Source organism: Citrobacter sp. LST-B2 (assembly GCF_057983045.1).
In genome coordinates, this window is sequence record NZ_CP192598.1 from 1,184,167 (window position 1) to 1,207,991 (window position 23,825).

At 54.2% G+C, this 23,825-nt stretch carries 14 protein-coding genes and 1 pseudogene; 6 read left to right on the plus strand and 9 right to left on the minus strand.

Going from position 1 to position 23,825, the window contains the following annotated elements; translation table 11 throughout:
• Window positions 1–33 precede the first annotated feature (33 nt).
• From prpC to ACQ0PY_RS05655, 4 genes and pseudogenes are all read left to right on the plus strand, one after another.
• Window positions 34–1,203 carry a bifunctional 2-methylcitrate synthase/citrate synthase gene (gene prpC / locus ACQ0PY_RS05640; protein WP_043001662.1) on the plus strand — a complete coding sequence of 390 codons (1,170 nt, stop codon included), beginning with the start codon at window positions 34–36 and terminating at the stop codon, window positions 1,201–1,203.
• 40 nt (window positions 1,204–1,243) lie between these two features.
• Entirely contained in the window at window positions 1,244–2,695 is a 1,452-nt protein-coding gene (locus tag ACQ0PY_RS05645) for a bifunctional 2-methylcitrate dehydratase/aconitate hydratase (protein WP_044327221.1), read from the plus strand.
• A gap of 39 nt (window positions 2,696–2,734) precedes the next feature.
• Window positions 2,735–4,621 carry a propionate--CoA ligase gene (gene prpE, locus ACQ0PY_RS05650; protein ID WP_109739918.1) on the plus strand — a complete coding sequence of 629 codons (1,887 nt, stop codon included), beginning with the start codon at window positions 2,735–2,737 and terminating at the stop codon, window positions 4,619–4,621.
• 133 nt (window positions 4,622–4,754) lie between these two features.
• Window positions 4,755–4,871, plus strand: a pseudogene (locus ACQ0PY_RS05655) (hypothetical protein); the annotation flags it as partial.
• 39 nt (window positions 4,872–4,910) lie between these two features.
• Here ACQ0PY_RS05655 and ACQ0PY_RS05660 read toward each other — a convergent pair.
• The 5 genes from ACQ0PY_RS05660 to ACQ0PY_RS05680 all read right to left on the minus strand — a co-directional run bounded on the left by ACQ0PY_RS05660 (window position 4,911) and on the right by ACQ0PY_RS05680 (window position 12,471).
• On the minus strand, window positions 4,911–5,327 hold the full coding sequence (locus ACQ0PY_RS05660; protein ID WP_109739919.1) for a hypothetical protein: 417 nt from the start codon (window positions 5,325–5,327) through the stop codon (window positions 4,911–4,913).
• Window positions 5,296–7,176, minus strand: coding sequence for a PAAR domain-containing protein (locus ACQ0PY_RS05665; protein ID WP_109739920.1), 1,881 nt, complete (start codon window positions 7,174–7,176; stop codon window positions 5,296–5,298). The genes ACQ0PY_RS05660 and ACQ0PY_RS05665 overlap by 32 nt, the downstream gene beginning before the upstream one ends.
• A gap of 352 nt (window positions 7,177–7,528) precedes the next feature.
• Window positions 7,529–10,606: a beta-galactosidase gene (locus ACQ0PY_RS05670; RefSeq protein WP_109739921.1), complete on the minus strand. Its 3,078-nt coding sequence runs from the start codon at window positions 10,604–10,606 to the stop codon at window positions 7,529–7,531.
• 100 nt (window positions 10,607–10,706) lie between these two features.
• Window positions 10,707–11,675, minus strand: coding sequence for a GlxA family transcriptional regulator (locus ACQ0PY_RS05675; RefSeq protein ID WP_054176052.1), 969 nt, complete (start codon window positions 11,673–11,675; stop codon window positions 10,707–10,709).
• A gap of 19 nt (window positions 11,676–11,694) precedes the next feature.
• Window positions 11,695–12,471, minus strand: coding sequence for an MBL fold metallo-hydrolase (locus tag ACQ0PY_RS05680; protein WP_109739922.1), 777 nt, complete (start codon window positions 12,469–12,471; stop codon window positions 11,695–11,697).
• A gap of 584 nt (window positions 12,472–13,055) precedes the next feature.
• On the opposite strand from ACQ0PY_RS05680, the gene ACQ0PY_RS05685 reads away from it, so the two are divergent.
• The gene (locus ACQ0PY_RS05685; protein ID WP_109739923.1) at window positions 13,056–16,826 is read left to right on the plus strand and encodes an autotransporter outer membrane beta-barrel domain-containing protein; all 3,771 of its coding nucleotides are present in this window, start codon (window positions 13,056–13,058) and stop codon (window positions 16,824–16,826) included.
• A gap of 352 nt (window positions 16,827–17,178) precedes the next feature.
• Window positions 17,179–18,111 (plus strand): homocysteine S-methyltransferase, encoded by a 933-nt coding sequence (mmuM, locus tag ACQ0PY_RS05690; protein ID WP_109739924.1) that lies wholly within the window; start codon window positions 17,179–17,181, stop codon window positions 18,109–18,111.
• A 40-nt stretch (window positions 18,112–18,151) separates the two neighbouring features.
• On the opposite strand, the gene fbpC is transcribed toward mmuM, so the two are convergent.
• The 4 genes from fbpC to uhpC form a co-directional block, all read right to left on the minus strand.
• The gene (fbpC, locus tag ACQ0PY_RS05695; RefSeq protein ID WP_043001655.1) at window positions 18,152–19,198 is read right to left on the minus strand and encodes a ferric ABC transporter ATP-binding protein; all 1,047 of its coding nucleotides are present in this window, start codon (window positions 19,196–19,198) and stop codon (window positions 18,152–18,154) included.
• Window positions 19,199–19,209: 11 nt separating this feature from the next.
• Window positions 19,210–21,288 (minus strand): ABC transporter permease, encoded by a 2,079-nt coding sequence (locus tag ACQ0PY_RS05700; protein ID WP_044259080.1) that lies wholly within the window; start codon window positions 21,286–21,288, stop codon window positions 19,210–19,212.
• A gap of 139 nt (window positions 21,289–21,427) precedes the next feature.
• On the minus strand, window positions 21,428–22,459 hold the full coding sequence (locus ACQ0PY_RS05705) for an ABC transporter substrate-binding protein (RefSeq protein WP_043001654.1): 1,032 nt from the start codon (window positions 22,457–22,459) through the stop codon (window positions 21,428–21,430).
• A complete protein-coding gene (gene uhpC / locus ACQ0PY_RS05710; RefSeq protein WP_044268742.1) occupies window positions 22,456–23,760 on the minus strand; it encodes an MFS transporter family glucose-6-phosphate receptor UhpC in 1,305 nt (434 codons plus the stop codon). The genes ACQ0PY_RS05705 and uhpC overlap by 4 nt, the downstream gene beginning before the upstream one ends.
• Window positions 23,761–23,825 lie beyond the last annotated feature (65 nt).

Below are 23,825 nucleotides of genomic sequence, written 5' to 3' on the forward strand. Positions count from 1 at the left end.
TACCCTACATATGACAATAATGATGAGGACAACATGAGCGACACAACGATCCTGCAAAATAATACCCATGTTATTAAGCCTAAAAAATCCGTCGCGCTGTCCGGCGTACCGGCGGGCAATACCGCGCTGTGCACCGTCGGCAAAAGCGGCAACGATCTGCACTATCGCGGCTACGATATTCTCGATCTCGCCCGGCAGTGCGAATTTGAAGAAGTCGCGCATCTGCTGATTCACGGCAAACTCCCGACCCGTGACGAACTTCAGGCATACAAAAGTAAACTCAAAGCGCTGCGCGGATTACCGGCTAACGTCCGTACCGTACTGGAAGCGCTGCCAGCGGCATCGCATCCGATGGACGTGATGCGCACCGGCGTATCGGCGCTGGGCTGTACGCTGCCGGAAAAAGAGGGGCACACCGTTTCCGGCGCGCGTGATATTGCCGATAAGCTGCTGGCCTCGCTCAGTTCCATCCTGCTCTACTGGTATCACTACAGTCACAACGGCGAGCGTATTCAGCCAGAAACCGATGACGACTCTATCGGCGGCCATTTTCTGCACCTGTTGCACGGCGAAAAACCGACGCAGAGCTGGGAAAAAGCAATGCACATTTCGCTGGTGCTGTACGCCGAGCATGAGTTCAACGCCTCCACCTTTACCAGCCGCGTGATTGCCGGCACCGGATCGGATGTTTACTCGGCCATTATCGGCGCGATTGGTGCACTGCGCGGTCCGAAACACGGCGGGGCGAATGAGGTCTCGCTGGAGATTCAGCAGCGCTACGAAACGCCGGACGAAGCCGAAGCCGATATCCGTAAGCGCGTGGAAAACAAAGAAGTGGTGATTGGTTTTGGTCATCCGGTTTATACCATTGCCGATCCGCGTCATCAGGTCATCAAACGTGTGGCGAAGCAGCTTTCCGAAGAGGGGGGCTCGCTGAAGATGTACAACATTGCCGATCGTCTGGAAGAGGTGATGTGGGAGACGAAGAAGATGTTCCCTAACCTCGACTGGTTCTCGGCGGTCTCCTACAACATGATGGGCGTTCCCACCGAAATGTTTACCCCGCTGTTTGTTATCGCCCGCGTCACCGGCTGGGCGGCACACATTATTGAACAGCGCCAGGACAACAAAATCATTCGTCCTTCCGCCAACTATACCGGCCCGGACGATCGTGAGTTTGTGCCGATCGATCAGCGTCAGTAATTCATTACCTCTAAAGATAAAAAAACAGGAAACGTACCTTATGTCCGCTCAAATTTTAAATGTTCGCCCGGAATTCGATCGTGAAATCGTTGATATCGTGGATTACGTCGTCAACTACGAGATAGCGTCAACGGTGGCGTATGACACCGCCCACTACTGTCTGCTTGATACATTGGGCTGTGGTCTGGAAGCGCTGGAATATCCGGCCTGTAAAAAGCTGATGGGGCCGATTGTTCCGGGGACCGTGGTGCCCAACGGCGTGCGCGTGCCGGGTACCCAGTTTCAGCTCGACCCGGTACAGGCCGCGTTTAACATTGGCGCGATGATCCGCTGGCTCGACTTCAATGACACCTGGCTGGCGGCGGAGTGGGGCCACCCTTCCGATAACCTCGGCGGGATCCTGGCGACAGCGGACTGGCTCTCACGCAACGCGGTCGCGGCGGGTAAAGCGCCGTTGACCATGAAACACGTGCTGACCGGAATGATTAAGGCCCACGAAATTCAGGGCTGTATCGCGCTGGAAAACGCCTTTAACCGCGTGGGGCTTGACCACGTTCTGCTGGTCAAAGTGGCCTCCACCGCCGTGGTGGCTGAAATGCTGGGGCTAACGCGTGATGAGATCCTCAACGCGGTGTCGCTGGCGTGGGTCGACGGACAGTCGCTGCGCACCTATCGCCATGCGCCGAATACCGGCACGCGTAAATCCTGGGCGGCGGGCGATGCGACCTCGCGCGCGGTGCGTCTGGCGCTGATGGCGAAAACCGGTGAGATGGGTTATCCGTCAGCGCTGACGGCGAAAACCTGGGGGTTTTATGACGTCTCATTCAAAGGCGAGTCGTTCCGCTTCCAGCGTCCATACGGCTCCTACGTAATGGAAAACGTGCTGTTCAAAATTTCGTTCCCGGCGGAGTTCCACTCTCAGACGGCGGTTGAAGCGGCAATGACGCTGTATGCGCAAATGCAGGCAGCAGGTAAAAGCGCTGCAGATATCGAAAAAGTGACCATTCGCACCCACGAAGCCTGCATTCGCATCATTGATAAGCAGGGGCCGCTGAATAACCCGGCCGATCGCGATCACTGTATTCAGTATATGGTGGCGATCCCGCTGCTGTTCGGACGCTTAACGGCGGCGGATTATGAGGACGGCGTGGCACAGGACAAGCGAATCGATTCCCTGCGCGAGAAGATCCGTTGTGTTGAAGATCCGGCGTTTACCGCGGACTATCACGATCCGGAAAAACGCGCCATCGCCAATGCGATCACCCTGGAATTCACTGACGGTTCACAGTTTGACGAGGTGGTCGTGGAGTTCCCGATTGGCCATGCACGTCGCCGTACCGACGGGATCCCGAAACTGATCGAAAAATTCAAAATTAACCTGGCGCGCCAGTTCCCGACTCGCCAACAGCAGCGCATCCTGGAGGTCTCCCTGGACAGAACTCGCCTGGAGCAGATGCCGGTCAATGAGTACATGGACCTTTATGTCATCTAGAACCCGCTTCATCAGGCGTAAGTTCAACAGGAGAGCGTTATGTCTTTTAGCGAATTTTATCAGCGTTCTGTTACGCAACCGGAATCATTCTGGGCCGAACAGGCCCGGCGGATTGACTGGCAGCAGCCGTTTATCCGCACGCTGGATCACAGCCATCCGCCGTTTGCCCGTTGGTTTTGCGGCGGTACCACCAATCTGTGTCATAACGCCATTGACCGCTGGCTGGAGAAACAACCGGATGCGCTGGCGCTGATCGCTGTCTCATCCGAGACCGAAGAGGAGCGCACCTTTACCTTCCGTCATCTCTATGACGAAGTGAACGTGGTGGCGTCAATGCTGCAATCGCTCGGCGTGCAGCGCGGCGATCGGGTTCTGGTATACATGCCGATGATCGCTGAGGCGCATATCACGCTGCTGGCCTGCGCACGGATTGGCGCGATCCACTCGGTAGTGTTCGGCGGTTTTGCTTCGCACAGCGTGGCGGCGCGCATCGATGACGCGAAGCCGGTGCTGATTGTCTCCGCCGATGCGGGGGCGCGCGGCGGTAAAGTGTTGCCCTATAAAAAGCTGCTCGATGATGCGATCGAGCAGGCGCAACATCAGCCGAAACAGGTGTTACTGGTGGATCGCGGGCTGGCGAAAATGGCGCGTGTGGCCGGTCGCGATCTCGACTTTGCGACGTTGCGCCAGCAGCATCTCGGCGCCACGGTGCCGGTGACGTGGCTGGAATCCAATGAAACGTCCTGCATTCTTTATACCTCCGGCACCACCGGAAAACCCAAAGGCGTGCAGCGCGATGTCGGCGGCTATGCCGTGGCGCTGGCGACCTCAATGGCGACCATTTTTGGCGGCAAAGCGGGGGGCGTGTTCTTCTGCGCGTCGGATATCGGTTGGGTTGTCGGGCATTCCTACATTGTCTACGCACCGCTCCTGGCAGGGATGGCAACCATTGTGTATGAAGGACTGCCGACGTATCCGGACTGCGGCGTGTGGTGGAAGATCGTCGAGAAATATCAGGTCAACCGGATGTTCTCGGCACCGACCGCCATTCGCGTGCTGAAAAAATTCCCGACCGCGCAGATCCGCAATCACGATCTCTCCTCGCTGGAGGTGCTCTATCTGGCAGGCGAGCCGCTGGACGAACCGACCGCAAGCTGGGTAACGGAAACACTGGGCGTGCCGGTTGTTGATAATTACTGGCAGACCGAATCCGGCTGGCCGATTATGGCGCTGGCCCGGGCACTGGATGACCGGCCGTCGCGCCTCGGCAGTCCCGGCGTGCCCATGTATGGCTATAACGTGCAGTTGCTCAATGAGATGACCGGCGAACCCTGCGGTGCCAACGAGAAGGGGATGGTGGTGATCGAAGGGCCGCTGCCACCCGGCTGTATTCAGACCATTTGGGGCGACGATGAACGGTTTGTGAATACCTACTGGTCGCTGTTCAATCGTCAGGTATACGCCACGTTTGACTGGGGTATTCGTGACGCCGACGGTTACTACTTCATTCTGGGGCGCACGGATGATGTGATTAACGTCGCCGGGCATCGCCTGGGCACACGGGAAATCGAGGAGAGTATCTCCAGCTATCCGAACGTGGCGGAAGTGGCGGTGGTCGGGGTAAAAGATGCGCTGAAGGGGCAGGTGGCGGTAGCATTTGTCATTCCCAAACAGAGCGACAGTCTGGAAGACCGCGATGTGGCGCATTCGGAAGAGAAGGCGATCATGGCGCTGGTGGACAGCCAGATTGGCAATTTTGGTCGTCCTGCCCACGTCTGGTTTGTTTCGCAACTGCCGAAAACCCGATCCGGCAAAATGCTCCGCCGCACGATCCAGGCCATTTGCGAAGGCCGCGATCCGGGCGATCTCACCACGCTTGACGATCCGGCGGCGCTGCAGCAAATCCGCCAGGCAATGGAGGAGTAATCTGATGGCCCGATAGGGCGGCGTAAACGCCTTATCTGGCCTACAGGAATAGTTATATACAATGAAATAGTTCTTTATTTAATGCCTTTGTTAAGGGCTTTGCACAGTAACAAATTGCTGCGGGCGGTATATCAGGCCCAATTCGCCAGTAGCCGGTCCTAAAATAAATTCGAATGCTTCTGTGAGCGGGTTATTACCTGCGGCCACATATGGCTGGATTGTTGACCAGATATATGGCGCATTGAAATAAAATTAAAGAAGGGACTCTGATAACGTCCCTTCTTGCAATTTACACTATAGTTTCAATGCAAATATAACCAGATAATAGTATAGTCAATATGAACCAAATGGCAGCTTCCACTCTAAAACCTGTAATCAGATAACCAGGTAAACTGCGAATAAATCTATATCCTTCTATGTTCATATCATGATTTGTAACACGATTATATGGAAATATTAGGCTGCCCATTATAAAACCAATTTTTGCATGATATGCTGCCGGGGAACCAATCAAACTTGCCCCCCTTGCCATACGCGCTGTCATAGGTAAATGGCCAAATTTTTCCTCATATAATTCCACGATTTTTCCATAACTATCTTTATTAATTACATATGAAACAAATAATAATACAACAAAACTGAAGAAAAAAGCCACACTAAATAACAACTGTATATTATCGAAGTTTTCTATCAAAAAGTTTTTCATATATTAATAAGCCTGATTCTTCATTAAACGTATCGGGTGAATGGGTTAATTTATCTGGATTATTATTTATCGCGTCATTAATAGCGCCTCCCAAACGCCCCCCCAATCTTTCACCTGTTTTCACTGCCATTTTTCCAGCTACAATTCCCGTACCGATACCTGTCACCAGGCATAGTCCCGCTCCGACCGCGCCTGCTTCTGATGTGAGAAGCCCCAGCGCCCACAGACATACACTCCTTGCTGCAGGCCCAGCGATACCTCCCGCAGTAATACCCACTCCCTGTTTACCACCGAATATACTATACTCAGTTATCGCTGCTTTTCTACATTCGCTCTCTCGCCCCTTTGCGCAGGCCTCATAAACGTTAGTTGTATAACTCGCAAAATCAAGACCAATACCGACATAGCCTGTTGTTCTCATTATTTTGATTAGTTTTGCGGATTTTTCTATATAGCTTGCATATCCCTCGATATCTTTCACTCCGGTTTGATCCCACTTATGCATAATGGATTTTGTGGATAAACCCAATGCTTGTTTTATTTGTTCGTATTGTTTTAAATCCAATTGTTCTTTTGAAAATTGATTCAAAAGAACATCTAACTTTTTAAATAATCTTTCTCGTTGACCGAAAAACTCCTCTCCAGAAATGAGACCGGAATTTTGGCGATATGTTATTTTATAAAGCTCCTGAATTTCGTTTAGTATTTTATTTATTTCTTCATAATAACCCCCGCCAGCATCCTTTATGTAACCTAAGATATCTCCGCTTTGTCCTAAAGCATCACTATATAAATTAGATGAGAAAATATCTATCGAGGTTCTGTTTTCATACAATAATTTAGCTTCCTCATTAGTCAGCGGCTCAAGTGCTTTATCAATTTTGTCCCTTGCTGTTTGTACTTGCGCAATTTTTTCAGATGACCTGGATAGTGGGTCAGCAACAACTAAGATTGAACCGGGCTTTTTCTTTTTTTCCGGATTCAACTGATGATATAACTCTTTTACTCCTGTTGGTGGATTAACCATTAACTCATATTCATATGATTTGGGTGTCGTCAATTCTGGTACTACACAAAAACCCGGTTCAACTGATTGTCTGGTCTCTGAAATCTTTCTTGTTGCGTGAACTGGAGGTGTGGAATTTTGAGGTCTGTTTGCTGATTCATAGCTTGCTAAAATATAATTATCATATCTGTATGCAATATTTAAATGGGGTATAAATCGACAATGGCAAGGACATGTACCGCTGCTATGTGCTGAACCAGCCAGCGAACAGATAATTTCCGTCTCGTATTGAGACATATCATGCCCCATTGCTAAGTAATGATTATATAATTCGTTACTTATCCTGGTTCGGAATTGAAAATGAGACATTCTATGTGAAAAAATACCTCCTTTTTCCTCATTAACGATTGTTTTTTTTCTGAGATTAATCGTTCCTCCCACACTTCCGAGAAATCTGTTATGTTCAAAGCCAAATCCGTTTTCAAAATCCCGAAGAGAATCGGGTTTCCTCCTGTATAAAAAACTTTCTTCATTAAGCCGCTTTATCGACACTGATGGAGGTTCTACTTTTCGCCCTTCCAAATCTATATCACTATCCCAGGAACTTAAGTAAGTCCGACGAAATGGTTCTTTCCCTCTTTCAATCCGTGAACCTTTAGGTACACCACCTTTAATCTCATATTTTTGACCATTCACCCCGCATATATATTCATCCATTTCATATACTATTTCCATGCCATCAAGAATATAGCGTTCTTTACTCTCTACTATATAACCGCCACAACTTGTTCGATCTCCCGGTGATAATAAAAAACCTTCAAAATGCCTGTCAAATGATCTCACAATGTAAACTCTCGTATGAATTATCAGAGTTTGATATCAGACTATTTTTGTGACTTTCATTGTGACTCTATCCGCATATTCGAAAAAAAAACCGTGAATCACTCTATTGGAAATTCAGGTGGTAAATATAAGTTAGTGGGTTTATTGGTCTGGTAAATTAAAATTCTCGAACCTTTTCCATTATCAACTAATCTCAGCAAGACTATCTTTTGTTAGTAGTATCTGAATAGCTCTCTTCCATTTCAATGTTGTTTCACGTTTTTCAACAATATAATCATCTCTATCATAAAGTTTTTTACCTGGACTGTTGTAGGCCTTACCCGGCCTACAACTTAAGCCGCCCATCAGGCACTTAGCTCCAGCTTACACGATAGTGATAACGCCCGGCGCTCAGCTGATATTCCGGCGACACCGAAGGACTCCAGGAGTCGTCGCCGCCGACGCCCATATGGAAACCATCAATATTCAGCCAGGCCCCGGCCTCCGGTTGTAGCAGATGTCGATGGCTGGTCTCCATCAGTTGTTTCTGGCTGAATCGGCTGATGTTGAAAAGAAAATCACCGCGCCAGACGTGCGCACCGTACTTCAGTTCACGCGTACCGCAACGCAGGCCGTTTTCACTGGGGAAAACGTAAGGGGTATACATCTCATCCAGTGATAAATCCCAGCGGTCAAAACAGGCCGAAGACAGGCGATCCGGGTAGTTTTCATGCGGACCAAGCCCCAGCCAGTTCACCCGTTCTGCTTCCTGCGCCAGTTGGCAGGTCAGACCGATACGTGCCGGATGCGGCGTGCCGCTGGCAACATCGACATCAACGGCGATCTGCATTTCGCCGTGGCCGTCGATGCGCCAGGCTTTACGGCTGATAAACAAGGTTTCACCCTGATACTGCCAGGCGTGAACGGTGGCTACCTGAATCGCGTCTGCAAGGGTATCGGCTTCGCATTGCAGCAACACCGCCTGCGCCTGGTAATGCCCGGCGGCTTTCCAGCGCTCAACCCAGGCATTAGGATCGATCCTTGTCACCTCACTGATACCAATATCGTTATCCAGCGGCGCGCGGGTAAATTGATCGTGCAGTGGCGTCAGTAACTGGGCTTCATCGCCAATCCAGTATTGCGTTAACGTGCCCTGCTGGCGGCAGAATTCCCAGCGCTTATGGCCGAGCGTGACGGTAAACGCGGCGTCGCTGACGCTGAGCTGTGGCGCAGTACTGGCGCGCGGTGAGCATACGACGCTCAGTTTTTCCTCCAGCGGCCACTGCTCCCAGGCGCTGATGTGTCCGGCAGGCGACCAGGCGGTTGCCTGCGGTTGTTCCACGCGCACCGTCAACCAGAGCTGACCTGCCGCGTCAGGCTGTGTGATGTCCGGCAGGGTGATGCGCTGACGACCCTGCGGCGCGATATCCAGCGTGACCTCCCCGGTGGCAACTGGGTTGCCATCCAGAGCGAGGGTCCAGTGCAGGATCTCGTTGTCGCTATGGCGGAACAGATATTCGCTGGTGACCTCAATCTGACGTTGCGCGCCAGGCAGCAACGTGAACTGGAAAAACTGTTGTGCGTGCTTCGCCTCAAACAACGACGGATGCGGCGTGCGGTCGGCAAACACCAGCCCGTCCATACAGAACTGGCGATCGTTAGGCGTGTCGCCAAAGTCGCCGCCGTACGCGGACCAGGGGTTGCCTTCGTCATCGTATTTAATCAGCGACTGATCGACCCAGTCCCAGACGAAGCCGCCCTGCAGGCGCGGGTACTGGCGGAACGCCTGCCAGTATTTGGCGAATCCGCCGAGGCTGTTACCCATCGCGTGGGCATATTCGCAGAGGATCAGCGGGCGCTGTTCGCCGGGCAGCGACAGCCATTTTTTGATTGACCACTTCGGCACTGCCGGGAACGGCTGATCCTGATCGACGCGCGCATACATCGGGCAAATTATATCCGTTGCCGCCGTGTCCGCGCCGCCACCTTCATACTGCACCGGGCGTGACGGATCGTCTGATTTCAGCCAGCGATACAGCGCGTCATGGTTGACGCCGTGACCCGATTCATTCCCCAGCGACCAGATAATAATGCTCGGATGGTTGCGATCGCGTTGCACCATGCGCGTCACGCGCTGGCTCATGGCGGGCAGCCAGGTCGGGTCGTCGCTCAGGCGATTCATCGGCACCATGCCGTGGGTTTCGATGTTGGCCTCATCCACCACATACAGACCATAGCGATCGCAGAGCGTGTACCATCGCGGATGATTCGGATAGTGGGAGCAGCGCACGGCGTTAAAGTTGTTCTGCTTCATCAGAATGATGTCCTGCACCATTGTCTCTTCGTCCATCACCTGACCGTTTTCAGGATGATGTTCATGACGGTTGGTGCCGCGAATCAGCAGTGGCTTACCGTTCAACAACAGCAGGCCATTTTCAATGCACACCTTCCGGAAGCCGACATCGCAGGCCTCGGCTTCAAGCAGTGTGCCATCCGCCGTATGGAGCAGCACAACTGCGCGATAAAGATGCGGTGTTTCGGCGCTCCACAGTGAAGGCTGATCGACATGCAGACGCAGCGTCGTGCGATCGCCATAGGCTCCGCGCTCATCAACGATCTCGCTGCCAAAAGGCGCGGTGATTTCGCCCGTCAGCTCGTCGCCATCCCACAGTTGAACGGTCACGCGCAGAGTGTCACGGCATTCTCCACGCATTCTGACCTCGGCGGCAAAGATTGCCCGGCTGAAATCCTCGTTGAGGTGGGTAGTGATGCGTAAGTCGCTGATTTGCGTGGCGGGTTTGTTTAACAGGGAGACATCGCGGAAAATGCCGCTCATTCGCCACATATCCTGGTCTTCCAGATAGCTGCCGTCGCTCCAGCGTAGCACCATCACCGCCAGACGGTTCTCACCGCTGACCAGAAACTCACTGAGATCAAATTCCGACGGCAGGCGACTATCCTGACCGTAGCCCACCCAAAGCCCGTTGCACCAGAGATGAAAAGCGGAATTTACGCCATCAAAGATAATTCGCGTCTGTCCATCACGTATTTCAGCTTCGCTGATTGTAAAGGTGAGCGAATAACATCCTGTCGCATTTTCATGCGGCACATACGGCGGATCCACCGGGATCGGATAGGTCACGTTGGTATAAATGGGGGCGTCATAGCCGAGCAACTGCCAGTTTGATGGCACCGCGATCGTATCGGCATCGTCCAGATCGCCCAGACGCCAACGTTCCGGCACCGCTTCCGGCGAGGCGAACCAGATAAATTTCCACGCGCCGTTCAGACTGCGAACGGAAGATGAGGCGGTATTGTGACGCGCATCAGTCGCGTTGCGCCAACTGGCAAAAGGAGGATGCGCCTCCAGACGGTTTAGCTGCGTGACGCCGGGATTTTCCCAGTCGCGTCGGGCCAGTACGGCGGCGAGTGAATTCGTGCTGAAGGTCATGGAGGCATCCTGTTGCGCAGTTTGTTCGTTCACAGGTTGCTGAAGATACGGTGTGCGGTGAAAGCCTGTAAAGGTGAGAAAGAGGAATGAGTGAGGTCTCTCACTCAGAATCTGCTTGCGTTACACCCTGAAAGGTTTTTCGCCATTCTGCCGGGCTGACGCCGAAGCGGGACTTAAAATGCTGTCGCCAGGTCACTGGAGACAGAAAACCGACCTCTGTGGCGATACGTTCGACGGGCAGCCGGGAGGATTCCAGTAGTTCCTGGCTGCGGCGCAGACGTTCAGCAATCAGCCATTCAGCAACGCTTGAGCCAGTGGCTTTCATAAAATGACGGGTCAGAGTGCGGCGACTCATCATCACCTTTTGCGCCAGCGAGTCCAGATCGTGCTGTTCGTGGCTATGCTGGCGAAGGTACTCCAGCAGGCCGTTAATCCGTTGATCCTGGGTGTTTTTCGCCACCGGTTGGGCAATAAACTGCGCCTGCCCCCCCTCGCGATGCGGTGGCACAATCATCCGGCGCGCAATCTGATTCGCCACCGAACTGCCAAACCGTTGGCGAATGAGATACAGACAACAGTCTAGCGCAGCGGCGGTACCGGCCGAGGTGATGATGCCATCATCGTCGACGTACAGGGCGTTGATATCCAGGCGCGCGGCGGGAAAACGCGTCTGAAAATCGGCTTCAAACTCCCAGTGGGTAGCGGCGCGTCTGCCGTCGAGCAGTCCTGCGTAACCGAGAACAAATGCGCCAAGGCATAACCCGACCACCTGGGCGCCGTTTTGCCGGGCCTGAACCAGCGCATCGAGTAGCGACTGCGGTGGGCGAATCGCGGTCGTCCCCCACCAGGGAACAATCACGATATCAGCCCCTGTCAGCGCTGCAAATCCCTGGCGGGCAGTAACGGAAAAGCCTTCAACAGAGGTGACCACGCCGGGTACTTCTGCGCAAATCTGCACCTCAAAGCGTTTCTTCGTTGCCGCTTTTTCACTGAACATGATGCACGGCACTGAGAAGTGAAACGGACTAAAATCTTCAACGGCGACGATCGCGACGGTAACAGGGCGCATACCACTCCTCGACTGGGGATTAAAACGTCAGGGTTTCTCCATCTTCCGGCACCCGTACGTATTCTGCAATCTGGTTATCGCGCGCGTATTCCCTGAGCGCCGCGCGTGTTAGCAGGCAGTGGTTTATCGCCTCCATGTGAACAGCCACAATCTGCGCGTCGGGCAGAACGAAGTGGGTTTTCAGCACATCTTCTGCGCCCATGATAATCGCGCCAAAACCGATCACGTGGGCAAACCCGGCGTTCAGGACCACCACATCCGGCTGGAAGGCGATGAAGTTGCTTTCAACCTCATCGCGCCAGATCGTATCGCCAACCAGATACAGCGTTTTTTCTTGAGGATGCTGGAAGATTACCCCGCAGGCATCGCCCATCCGCTCGGCCATGGCGGGAATGGCGTACAGCCGGTCGGAACCGTGCTGACCGCCCGTTTTGCGCAGGGTTACCTCACCTAATCGGCTCTCGTCCGTTAGCACGGTGAGTTGGCTGAAACCCTGTTCCCGCAGGATTTGCGCATCCTGGTCGTTTTGCACATATATCGGCTTGTCTTTCGGCACGACCTTTGTGGCGACCTCGTCCCAGTGGTCCGCATGAAGATGGGTGACGATCAGAGCATCCGCCTGCAACAGGGTGTTGATGTCGCACGGAAGTTCCACCGTCGGATTACGGATGTCGGCCCGCGCCGTGCCGGGAAAACCGGGATACGCGCCCTGCGGGGCGAGCATCGGATCGATCAGAAAGGTTTTGCCGCCAAAGGTAATCAACTGGGTGGCGTTGCGAATATGGGTAATGTTCATAGTGATACTCCACGTGAGGGGGCCAGTGGTGTCATCGTAGAGTGTTGACCAGAAGCTGAATGTGGGCAAATGGGCGAATACCGATGGGATTGGGCCAATAGAGGGAATTTGTGCCAAATCAGAATACCGCTTCTACATTTCCCAGTTTATTTGTTGGTTGCAGATGAAATAAAGAAATTTAAGGATTTATAAATGTACCGCTTTATATTGTCGAGTACGAGAGGTAACAGCCTGTTTTTATCAAGAATTAAATTGATGCTGTTGCTTAAGTGATTGTCTCTATATTAATGCTATGGCGATTTGAATTCTAACTAACTTGTTGATTTTGTGTTGTTAATGTTCTTATTTATTAAAGCATAAAGTTATTTAAGAATTATTCGTTACTTTTCTTTTGCTATTTACTCTATAACGGAAGTTCGGTAGTTTTCAAATACTATGCTTGCTACCCATTCAGTGTTAAGCGAAATTCCATAATTTAAATATTCACTGTTTTTCTTACTCGTTAGTTTTTTCAGGCTTATTTATTGTCTAAATAATGCATTGAAATGAATTAAATGTTGTAGAAACTAACAAAGGATTTATTTATGCAACATTTTAATAAAAATAAAATAGCGTTATTGCTTGCTTCACTCTTTATTTCCCCTGGACTGGTAATCGGTGCCACGATTCATGTTGATGGCTCATTTCCTTATACGGCGCAATCCAACACAGGGACTCACGGGATTAGCGGCGGCAGTGAAGGCGCCGGAGCCGGGTATGTCTTATCGCCGAACCCAGAAACGACCGCGGCGGATAACAGCGTAAGCGTTGGCAGCGGCACCACGATTAAAGGCGGTAATGGCTACGCTGGCGGCGACGGTGCTGACGGAATGACCGGTAATAATGTAACCATCACTAACGGCGGAGCAATTACGGGTGGTGATGGGAGCTATAGCGTTAGCAGCAGTGGCACAGGGGGGGTGGGAATCTCGGGTTCTGACCTGTCGATAACCAATTCTCGTACTGGCTCTATCACCGGTGGCGAAGGGGACAGATATTCCGCTAGCGGTGCGGGTATCTCAGGTAACAGCCTCATGATAACCAACGATGGTGCTATCACCGGAGGCGATGGCAGTTACGGTTATGATGACTACAGCGGTAGGAGCGGTATTGGCGGTGCTGGAATATCCGGCACTGACCTGACGATTATCAATACTTACCGTATTACCGGTGGTGAAGGCGATTCCAGTGGCGTGGGAGGCGATGCCATTTCGGGTTCTGCGCTGACCATAACCAACAGCGGCGCTATTCTTGGTGGCGAAGGGGGCTATGGCTATGATGGGGCTGAAGGTGGCAATGCCGGCGCCGGAATATCCGGCAGTAATATGGTGATTGATAATATTGCCCGTGGGTCAATTACGGGTGGTCGAGGCGAATCCGGCAGCGCAGGTGGCGATGCGATATCGGGTACCGACCTGAGAATCACCAACGGCGGATCCATTGTCGGGGGCGAAGGAGGGTTTGGCTACGGAGAGAATGCCGGCAATGCTGGCGCGGGAATATCCGGCAGCAATATGACCATTAACAATTTAGCCGGTGGTTCCGTGACCGGCGGTGAAGGCGGCTATGGCGGTCTGGACGATGCCGGCGGTGCCGGGATGCCCAGCGCAGGGGGCGCGGGAATACTGGGTAATAATATGACAATCACCAATGCGGGATCGGTTACCGGTGGTGATGGGGGTTTTTCAGGCGGTCAGACAACAGGCCCCGATGGCGCAGACGGTGGTGCAGGCATATACGGTAATCATCTGACTATAACCAATATGGCCAGCGGTTCGATCGTCGGTGGCGAGGGATCCTACGGTGGCGCTGGCAGTGATAGCAACAACGGTGGTAACGGTGGTACCGGAATCGTCGGCGACAGTCTGACGATTATGAATACCGGCTCTATTGTAGGAGGGCGAGCCAGCAATGGCAGAAACGGTGGCACTAACGGTGCAGGTGGCGCAGCGATATCCGGCAGTAACCTGACGATAATCAATAACCGCGTGATTACCGGCGGTGCTCCGTACTCGAGCGGTGGCGAAGCTGGCGCGGCTATCAGTCTTACCGGCGGCAACAACATGCTGACACTGAATACCGACTCGACTATCACCGGCGATATCAGGCTGGCCGATGGCGCGACAACGTTGCAGATCGTCAGTAATGATGAAGCAAACAGAGCCATCAACGGTAATCTGACGGTGGGTCAGGCGGCCAGCGTGACGCTGGCTGAACAGCCGATTGAATTTTCCGGTAATGCTTCGTTTGCCGATGGGGCAGCGCTCACCCTTGGCAGTGACGTCAGCCTCAAGGCGGCATCGCTTACTGTTGGCGACAACGCCTCGCTTAACGCCAACATTACCCACTGGGATATGCAGGACATTCTTCTGGTTGAAACCACAAACGGGATTACGGGCGCTTTTTCTTACAGTAATGCCCTCGTGGCAGGCATGAACCAGCCGGACTTTGCTTATATCAACGCAGGTTCTCGAGTCATTAAGTACTCTCTGTACTGGAACGGGCTGGATTCGGATGCGCACGGAACGTTCACGCTTGATGAGGGCAGAACCTTCGATCTCGGCGTCGCGCTGGCGGACAATACGGTGCAGGTCAATCCGGCCTGGGATGGTAAAAGCCTGACCAAAGCGGGAGAAGGCACGCTGATACTGTCAGCGGAAAATACCTATACGGGGTCGACTTTTGTCAGTGAAGGCATGCTGAAGACGACCACGTCGAATGCATTTGCCAGTACCTCCGGCGTCATCGTCGGCGAGGAAGGGACGCTTAACCTTAACGGCAACAGCCAGACCGTCAACGCGTTGGAGAACCGTGGCACCTTGCTGATTGATGATTATGGTGTTCCGCCTTCCTCACCTCTCAACGTCATGCTGACGGGCGATGTGACGAATAGCGGCAATATCATTCTTAACAACAGCGTGACCAGCGCCGGGAATACATTAACCATCAATGGTGACTATGCGGGTAATGGCGGTACGCTTTCGCTGGGCACCGTTCTCGGCGGCGACAACAGCCTGACGGATAAGCTGGTGATTACCGGCAACGCGACCGGCACGACCTATGTGCATGTTAACAATGAGAATGGCTCAGGAGCCTTGCTGCATGAAGGGATTAAAATTATTGAGACCGGCAGTTCAACGCCAGAGGCCTTTGTGCAACGAGGTCGTATCGTGGCGGGAAGCTATGAATATCACGTGAAGCAGGGAACGGCTGCCGGCAGTGACAGGAATAACTGGTATTTAACCCATTTGGCGGATACGCCTGTTCCTGATGATTCCCCTGATGTCATTGATAACGATCGGCCTGCGCCGGGCGAACCCTCGGATGCGGTCAACCTCTATCGCCCTGAGGGGGGAAGCTATGCCAGCAACCTGGCGGCAGCGAATACGCTGTTTAACACCCGACTGCAGGACCGTCAGGGAGGTTGGTATACCGACCCTGCTACCGGGGAACGGCATATGACCAGTCTGTGGCTGCGTACGTCAGGCGGGCACAGCAAGGGGCGGATGTCGGACGATCAGAACACATCGTCTTCTAACCGCGTTGTTGTGCAGATCGGCGGCGCGTTGTTGCAGGGGAGTGTGAACGGCACGGATGGCTATCAGTTGGGCGTAATGGCAGGCTATGGTAAGCAGGATAACGACATCCATAACAGCCTGTCAGGCTACGATTCTCATGGTGAGGTGAGCGGCTACAGCGCGGGTCTGTACGGAACCTGGTATCAGAACGCCGTGGATAAAACCGGCCTGTATGTCGATTCATGGGTACTCTATAACTGGTTTGACAATACGGTTAAAGGTGATGAGATTGCTCAGGAAAGCTATAAAAGCAAGGGGCTGACGGCGTCGCTGGAATCGGGTTACGCCTTCCATCTGGGGTCATTCATGGCAGCAGACGACATAGAAAGCAACGTGTATCTTCGCCCACAGGCACAGGTCACCTGGATGGGGGTGAAAGCTAACGACCATACAGAGAAAAACGGCACGCGGGTTCAGGGGCAGGGCGACAACAATATTCAGACCCGTCTGGGCATGCGTCTTTACGTCAATGGTAAAAGCGCCGCGGAAAAAGGAACCGTACGCGAGTTTGAACCCTTTATCGAGGCGAACTGGATACACAACTCGAAGCAGTACGGCGTCAGGATGAATGACACGAGCACCTCCCTGCAGGGAAGTCGAAACGTCGGTGAAGTGAAGGTGGGCGTCGAGGGGCGGTTGACCCGGGACCTGAGCGTCTGGGGCAACGTTGCGCAACAAATGGGTCATAACGGTTTTCGCGATACGAGCGGCGTGCTGGGAATCAAATACCAGTTCTAGCCTTATGATGTGCCTCCAGCCCTCCCGGCTTTTTTGCCGGGAGGGCTGTTTCTCTCTTACTTGCCCCGCACGTTGTGGTATGAGCAATAGCACAGCATTCCTACTTTTGTCTTAGTGTCAGGCTGCTTTGCCCCTGCCAGAGTGTAGATAACCCCATGAAGTGGAGGTGTTATGAGCTGGCGACCCATTCTGTATCTGATTGTGACTCCTGATCCTGCATTAAGCGCCCGGCGCGGGTTTTTACGACTGGTGCAACGCTGACGGTATGTCGGGAATTGCGTGCGAGCGCGGATCCCCGTCGCTGGCGCTGTGTTATGGTGACTGTTCTCGTTCGCAAAACAGGAGCCTTATCATGTCGCAATATAATCCGTTAAGCGCCCTCCTGGATAAGCAGGATTTCCTGTTGCTGGATGGCGCTCTGGCGACGGAGCTGGAAGCGCGTGGGTGCCATTTAGTCGACAGCCTATGGTCAGCGAAAATTCTGCTGGAAAACCCGGAGCTTATCCGCGAAGTGCACCTTGACTATTTTCGGGCGGGGGCGCAGTGCGCCATCACCGCCAGCTATCAGGCGACGCCAGCGGGATTTGCCGCCTGCGGCTTTGATGAGGCGCAGGCGAAAGCGCTGATTGGGAAAAGTGTCGAGCTGGCGCGTAAAGCGCGTGAGGCGTATCTGGCAGAAAATCCGCAGGCGGGCACGCTGCTGGTCGCCGGTTCGGTTGGGCCTTACGGCGCATTTCTGGCTGATGGCTCGGAGTATCGCGGAGATTACACGCTGAGCGGCGAAGATTTTCAGGCGTTTCACCGTCCGCGCGTGGAGGCGTTGCTGGATGCCGGAGTCGATCTGCTGGCCTGCGAAACGCTACCAAATTTTGCCGAGATTCAGACACTGGCGGCGTTGTTAACCGCATATCCGCGTGCGCGAGCGTGGTACTCTTTTACCCTGCGCGACAGCGAGCATCTGAGCGACGGCACGCCGCTACGCGAGGTTGTGACGTTTCTCGAACACTATCCGCAGACGGTGGCGGTGGGGATAAACTGTATTGCCCTGCAACAGGCCACCGCCGCTTTGCAGCATCTGCACGGGATAACGGCGCTGCCGCTGGTGGTCTATCCGAACAGCGGAGAGCATTACGATGCGAGCAGCAAAAGCTGGCATCATCATGATGAATCGTGTGCGCGCCTGGCGGATTACCTGCCGCAGTGGCAGGCGGCCGGGGCGAAGTTGATTGGCGGGTGCTGTCGCACCACGCCAGAGGATATTGCCGCGCTGAACGCGCAACGTTGAGTTTGTGCCGGGTGTGGCTGATGCCTTACCCGGCATTGCATCATGCCGCATCCGCTAACACAAACATGCCGTACGGGTGGATTTCCAGATAGTACGTCTCACCGACATCCGGCTGCAGGCGTGTAGCGTTGACCTGTAACAGGATCTCCTGTCCGTGCCACTCCACCGTGACTTCATACTGCGGTCCCATATAGGCGACATGACGAATCACACAGCGCTGACTCTCCTCTCCGCGATCGCTTAAGGTGATCGCTTCCGGCCTGACGCCAACGGTGCCGGTGCCCTGAGCCACAAAGTGCGCCGGGCGAGGCAGGCGATAACCAAAGATATCAACAGAGGCTTCGCTGAAGGTCGCCGGGAACAGGTTGGCGTCACCCATAAAGCTCGCCATAAAACGGGAGGCGGGTTGGCGATAGAGATCCTGCGGCGAGCCTATCTGCATGATATGCCCCTTGTTCATCACCAGCACGGTGTCGGAAACCGCAAAGGCTTCGCTCTGATCGTGGGTAACGTATAGCGAGGTGATATCAAACTGCTTTTGCAGCTCGCGGATCTTATCGCGCATGCTGCGGCGCAGGTTGGCGTCGAGGTTACTCAATGGTTCGTCAAATAACAGCACCTTCGGTTTGAGGATCAGCGCGCGCGCCAGCGCCACGCGCTGCTGCTGACCGCCGGAGATCTGATCAACATAGCGGTCCTCGAATCCTTCCAGATCGACCATTGCCAGCGCCTCTTTCACCCGCGTCTTCACATCGGCGCGCGACACGCCCAGCATCTTCAGACCGTAGCCGACGTTTTCCCCCAGCGACATATGCGGGAACAGAGCATACGACTGGAACACCATACAAATATCGCGCTGCTGAATAGAACGATGAGTGACGTCTTCGCCATCAATAAAAATTTGACCTTCGCTCGGTTTTTCCAGACCGGCGACCAGGCGCAGAATGGTGGTCTTGCCGCAGCCGGACGGGCCAAGCAGCGTCACCATCTGCCCTTGCGGGATGGTGAGATTGATATTGTCGATAACCGTGTTGCTGCCGAATCGTTTAGTGACGTTGCGCAGTTCAACGAAATTTTTCTGACTCATAGTGCGCTCCATTACGCCTGGTTTTTGGCTTTAGACCGGGAAATACGCGCTTCCCCAATCAGCCAGTCAAAGATGAAAATAATCGCCAGCATGACCACGATCAGAATCGACCCATAGGCAATCGCCACGCCGTACTCGCCGTCTTCCACGCGGTTCAGAATGTAGGCCGTTGCCACGCGGGTGTCCGGGGTGACGAGGAAGACAATCGCGCTGACGGTGGTGATGGCGCGCACGAAGCTGTAGATCAGCGCCGAGAGAATGGCCGGGCGCAGCAGCGGCAACAGAATGTGCGTGATGGTGCGTAAGCTCCCGGCACGCAGACTGAGCGAGGCTTCGTCCAGTGATTTATCGATCTGGCCGAGTCCGGCGATCCCGGCGCGAATACCGACCGGGACGTTACGCATCACCATCGAGATAATGACAATCGCCGCCGTGCCGGTGAGGTATACCGGAGCGCTGTTAAAGGCAAGGATGTACGAAACGCCCGCCACGGTGCCCGGTACGGCAAAGCACAACATGGTGGTGAACTCGATGGTCTTTTTGCCTTTGAACTGCTGGCGCACCACAATCCAGGCGATCAGCAGACCGAAGGCGGCGGTGATCGGCGCGGCAATCCCGGCATACAACAGGGTATCGAGCAGCGAAGGCCATGCGCCGTCACTCATCCCCTGACCAAACAGTTTGATGAAGTTATCCAGCGTCAGGGTGTAGTCCACGCCCCAGTTCACGGTGAAGCTGCCGTAGAAAATGCTGCCATAGAGCAGGGCGTTAAAGGCAATCCATATCGCCAGAATAGCCACCACGCTCCAGACCAGCGTCACCGGCAGCGGCTGGACGTCGCCACGGTACGATTTCCCGGAAACGGTGACGTAAGAGCGCTTGCCAATCCACATGTACTGTACGCAGAACACCAGCAGCGAGAACAGCAGCAGGAACGCACCCAGCGTACTGGCGGCCTGGTAATCAAGCTGTGAGCCGGTGATGTAGAAGTAAATTTGCGTTGCCAGCACGTCGAAGTTCCCGCCGAGCACCAACGGGTTACTGAAGTCGGCCAGCGACTGCACGATGACAATCAGGAAGGCGTTCGCCAGCGCCGGTTTCAGCAGTGGGACAAACACGCCGTTAAACGTCTGCCAGCGGCTGGCGCGCAGGGTATATGACGCTTCTTCCAGCGACGGGTGAATGGTTTTGATCGCGCCGTCGAGGATCATAAACGCCATTGGGGTAAACGCCAGCACCTGTGCCAGCCAGATGCCGGTAAATCCGTACAGCCAGTTGGTGTTCGTCAACCCGAACCAGTCGACCATTAATTCGGTCACATAGCCGGAACGGCCCATCATCAGCGTGACGCCAAGCCCCACCACAAACGGCGGTGTGACGATCGGCAGAATCGAAAAGATACGCCCAATAATGGCGCTTCGCTGAGCGATGCGGGTAGTATAAATCGCCAGTACCAGACCGAAGAAAGTACAGCCGATACCTACCGCAATCGACAGGGCGATAGAGTTGAGGATCACCTGAATGATATGCGCCTGCGACAGCACATTCATAAACGCCAGCGGCGCGAACTCCCCGGCGTCGTTGGTGAACATTGGGATGAAAATGGCGATGCTCGGCCAGACGATAAAGATGCCGATGAGCGCCACGATAGTGACCAGCGAACCGATCACAAACCGGTCGCCGCCCAGCCATTCGAGGCGGGTCAGCGCCAGCGTCATGATCGCCCCCAGCGCGACAAACAGCACGATAGTGGCGTAGCCTAAACCGCGCCCTTCAACGGTGGCGCTGATGACGATAAACGCCATACACAACAGCGCCCAGCCCGCATCGAGGGTGTGGCGGCTGCGCTGTTCGCGTCTGGCTTCGTGGAACGGGCGTACCAGCAGCAGGCTCGGCAGCAGATACCAGAGCCAACTGATATTGAACCGTGACCAGCCGTAGGCCTCGAGGATTTCATCGCTCGTGGACTCCAGCAGACCGTAATCCAGGCTCCAGCTCGGCAGCAGAACGAATGCCAGCCAGCCGAGTAAAACCCAAAGGAATATCGCATCCCGCTTTTTCACAGGATGGAGTGCAAGTGTGTGTGACATACGTTTTCCGGTGTTCAATCCCGAGTAGGCCGGATACGCGTGAGCGCCATCCGGCATTCAGGGTGACGATGATTGCCGGGGGGCGGCGTTGCCTTACCCGGCCTACGTAACCTTAACGTCAGGAAGTCATCGTGTGGGCTTATTTACCCATCTTCACTTCGCTGACCCATTTATTGATCAACGCTTTACGGACATCCGTTGAACCGTATTTATCCATGTCATAGTTGATAAGCTTCAGGTCGTCGAGCTTCAGCGAGTTCGGCGAGGTTTCGGCGGTGGTATTGGTCAGGATCTGATAGGACTTGCCTTTCTTCCACGCCAGTTCCTGGGCGTCTTTTGACAGTACCCAATCGACGAACAGTTTGGCGTTGTCGAGGTTACGTGCCCCTTTCAGGATGCTGACGCCGCCGATTTCATAACCGGTACCTTCACACGGAGAGATCAGCTCCAGCGGTGCGCCCTGTTCTTTTTCCAGCGAGTAGTCATGCAGGAAGCCAATGCCGATGGCGGTTTCGCCACGAGCCGCGTTACGCGCCGGGGCAATACCGGATTTGGTGTACTGCGAGACGTTGGCGTTCAGTTGTTTCAGGTAATCAAAGGCCTGATCGTCACCCCAGAGTTGGGCGAAAGTGGCCAGTGCGGTGTAGGCCGTACCGGAGCTTTGCGGATCGGCAATCTGAATTTCACCTTTGTATTCCGGTTTGGTCAGGTCTTTCCAGCATTTCGGCACCGGCAGGTTTTTCTCTTTCAGACGTTGAGTGTTGACGCCAAAACCGAGGATCCCCACGTAGACCGCTGACGAGAGGTTGCCTTTCACTTTCGCCGGATCGCGGAATTTCTCCATGACCTGTTCCAGGTTAGGGGATTTGTACGGCTGCAGCAGACCCATTTCACCGGCCTGAGATTGTGGATCCAACGTGCCGCCGTACCAGACGTCAGCCTGCGGGTTTTTCTTCTCGGCATCAACCTTCGCCAGCGTGCTGCCGGAGCCGTTGCGAATAAACGACGTTTTCACGTCATATTTTTCCCCAAAGGCTTTGGTTTCCGCTTCGCACATCTCGTTGGTGGCGCTGCAATACACCACCAGACGCCCTTTCGCGTGTGCGGCGCCCGATAAGGTCGCCAGCGCAACGGCGGAGGCAATCAGAGTAGAGGTAAGGGTCATTTTCATTGTTTTATCCTTTGACTGAGAGTGGTGGTGATGCCCGCCATCAGCAGCGGCATCAGCAGTAAACCCATAAGTACGGCGGCGACCGAGAGCAAACTGAACATCCCCGACCAGCCGTAGCGTTCAATGACCAGCGACAGAGGCCAGCCCGCCAGCGCTGCCCCCAGATAGGCGAACAGGCCGAGAAAACCAGTGATTGAGCCTGCAGCCGCTTTGTGCCCGCATTCCACCGCCGCCAGACCAATCAACATTTGTGGACCAAAGACAAAAAAGCCCACCGTAAAAAAACAGACAGCCAGCAGGGCGTAATGATGAACGGGTGCCAGCCATAGCGCGGCGACAGAGACCATCAGGCCCAGCGTAAACAGCAAAATCATCGGCGCCCGCTGACCGCTAAACAGCAGGTCCGACCCCCAGCCGGCAAACAGCGCGCCGAGGAGTCCGCCGACTTCAAACAGCATCACCGTGGCGTTGGCGCTGAGCAGGTTGACGCCGTGGCTTTCCGTCAGCCAGATGTTGCCCCAGTCGTTAAGCGCAATGCGGATCAGATAGACCAGTACATACGAAACGCCCAGCAGCCAGATCATCGGGTTTTTCAGCATCGTGGTACGCAGCATTTGCCACAGTCCCATCGGTGGACTCTGCTGCTCCTGGCGCAGCTCCAGCGGATCGTTACGCCAGTTGCCGACGGACGGTAACCCCTCTTCCTGGGGCGTGCCTTTCAGTTGCAGCGCTAACCCCATTCCCAGCGCCATGCTAATTATCCCTGGCATCAGCATTGCGGCCTGCCAGCCCCACCAGTGGGCGGCGAAGGCGCTAATCAGCGGGATAATCGCCCCGCCAATGTTGATAGACATATTCCAGCAGCCCCACCAGAAGCCGCGTTCGTTACGCGAATACCAGTGGGTCAGCAGGCGAGCACAGGGCGGCCATCCCCAGCCCTGAAAAAAACCGTTCAGCGTCCAGACTGCCAGCAGCAGCGTCAGCGACTCGCCAAAAGCAAACACCACGTTCAACAGGCCAGTAGCGAACAGTCCCGCGCCCATAAACCAACGCTGTCCGTGGCTGTCATGCCACAACCCGGCGGTAAATTTCGACAGGCCGTAGGTCAGATAAAACAGGGAACCCAGCAGACCGATGTCACTTTTATCCAGCCCGAGATCGGTTTGCAGCGCTGGCAGCACGTAGTTAACGCTTTTACGCGTCAGGTAAAACGCGGCGTAACCGATGACCATGTACATCAGCAGCCGGGGACGCAGCGTCCGGTAACGTTGTGTGATGTCAGTTGCTGCGCCTGCGTGCATAGCCATAGCCGTCTCCGTTTTGTTGACTATAAGAAAGAGAAACCGAAAGGGGATGAGAGAAAGTC

What these genes read in the sequence shown, in the direction of transcription:
- prpC (WP_043001662.1), top strand. Translation starts at nt 34, where the DNA reads ATGAGCGACACAACGATCCTGCAAAATAATACCCATGTTATTAAGCCT.
- uhpC (WP_044268742.1), bottom strand. Translation starts at nt 23,760, where the DNA reads ATGCACGCAGGCGCAGCAACTGACATCACACAACGTTACCGGACGCTG.
- ACQ0PY_RS05705 (WP_043001654.1), bottom strand. Translation starts at nt 22,459, where the DNA reads ATGAAAATGACCCTTACCTCTACTCTGATTGCCTCCGCCGTTGCGCTG.
- ACQ0PY_RS05680 (WP_109739922.1), bottom strand. Translation starts at nt 12,471, where the DNA reads ATGAACATTACCCATATTCGCAACGCCACCCAGTTGATTACCTTTGGC.
- ACQ0PY_RS05645 (WP_044327221.1), top strand. Translation starts at nt 1,244, where the DNA reads ATGTCCGCTCAAATTTTAAATGTTCGCCCGGAATTCGATCGTGAAATC.
- mmuM (WP_109739924.1), top strand. Translation starts at nt 17,179, where the DNA reads ATGTCGCAATATAATCCGTTAAGCGCCCTCCTGGATAAGCAGGATTTC.
- ACQ0PY_RS05700 (WP_044259080.1), bottom strand. Translation starts at nt 21,288, where the DNA reads ATGTCACACACACTTGCACTCCATCCTGTGAAAAAGCGGGATGCGATA.
- prpE (WP_109739918.1), top strand. Translation starts at nt 2,735, where the DNA reads ATGTCTTTTAGCGAATTTTATCAGCGTTCTGTTACGCAACCGGAATCA.
- ACQ0PY_RS05660 (WP_109739919.1), bottom strand. Translation starts at nt 5,327, where the DNA reads ATGAAAAACTTTTTGATAGAAAACTTCGATAATATACAGTTGTTATTT.
- ACQ0PY_RS05675 (WP_054176052.1), bottom strand. Translation starts at nt 11,675, where the DNA reads ATGCGCCCTGTTACCGTCGCGATCGTCGCCGTTGAAGATTTTAGTCCG.
- ACQ0PY_RS05670 (WP_109739921.1), bottom strand. Translation starts at nt 10,606, where the DNA reads ATGACCTTCAGCACGAATTCACTCGCCGCCGTACTGGCCCGACGCGAC.
- ACQ0PY_RS05685 (WP_109739923.1), top strand. Translation starts at nt 13,056, where the DNA reads ATGCAACATTTTAATAAAAATAAAATAGCGTTATTGCTTGCTTCACTC.
- fbpC (WP_043001655.1), bottom strand. Translation starts at nt 19,198, where the DNA reads ATGAGTCAGAAAAATTTCGTTGAACTGCGCAACGTCACTAAACGATTC.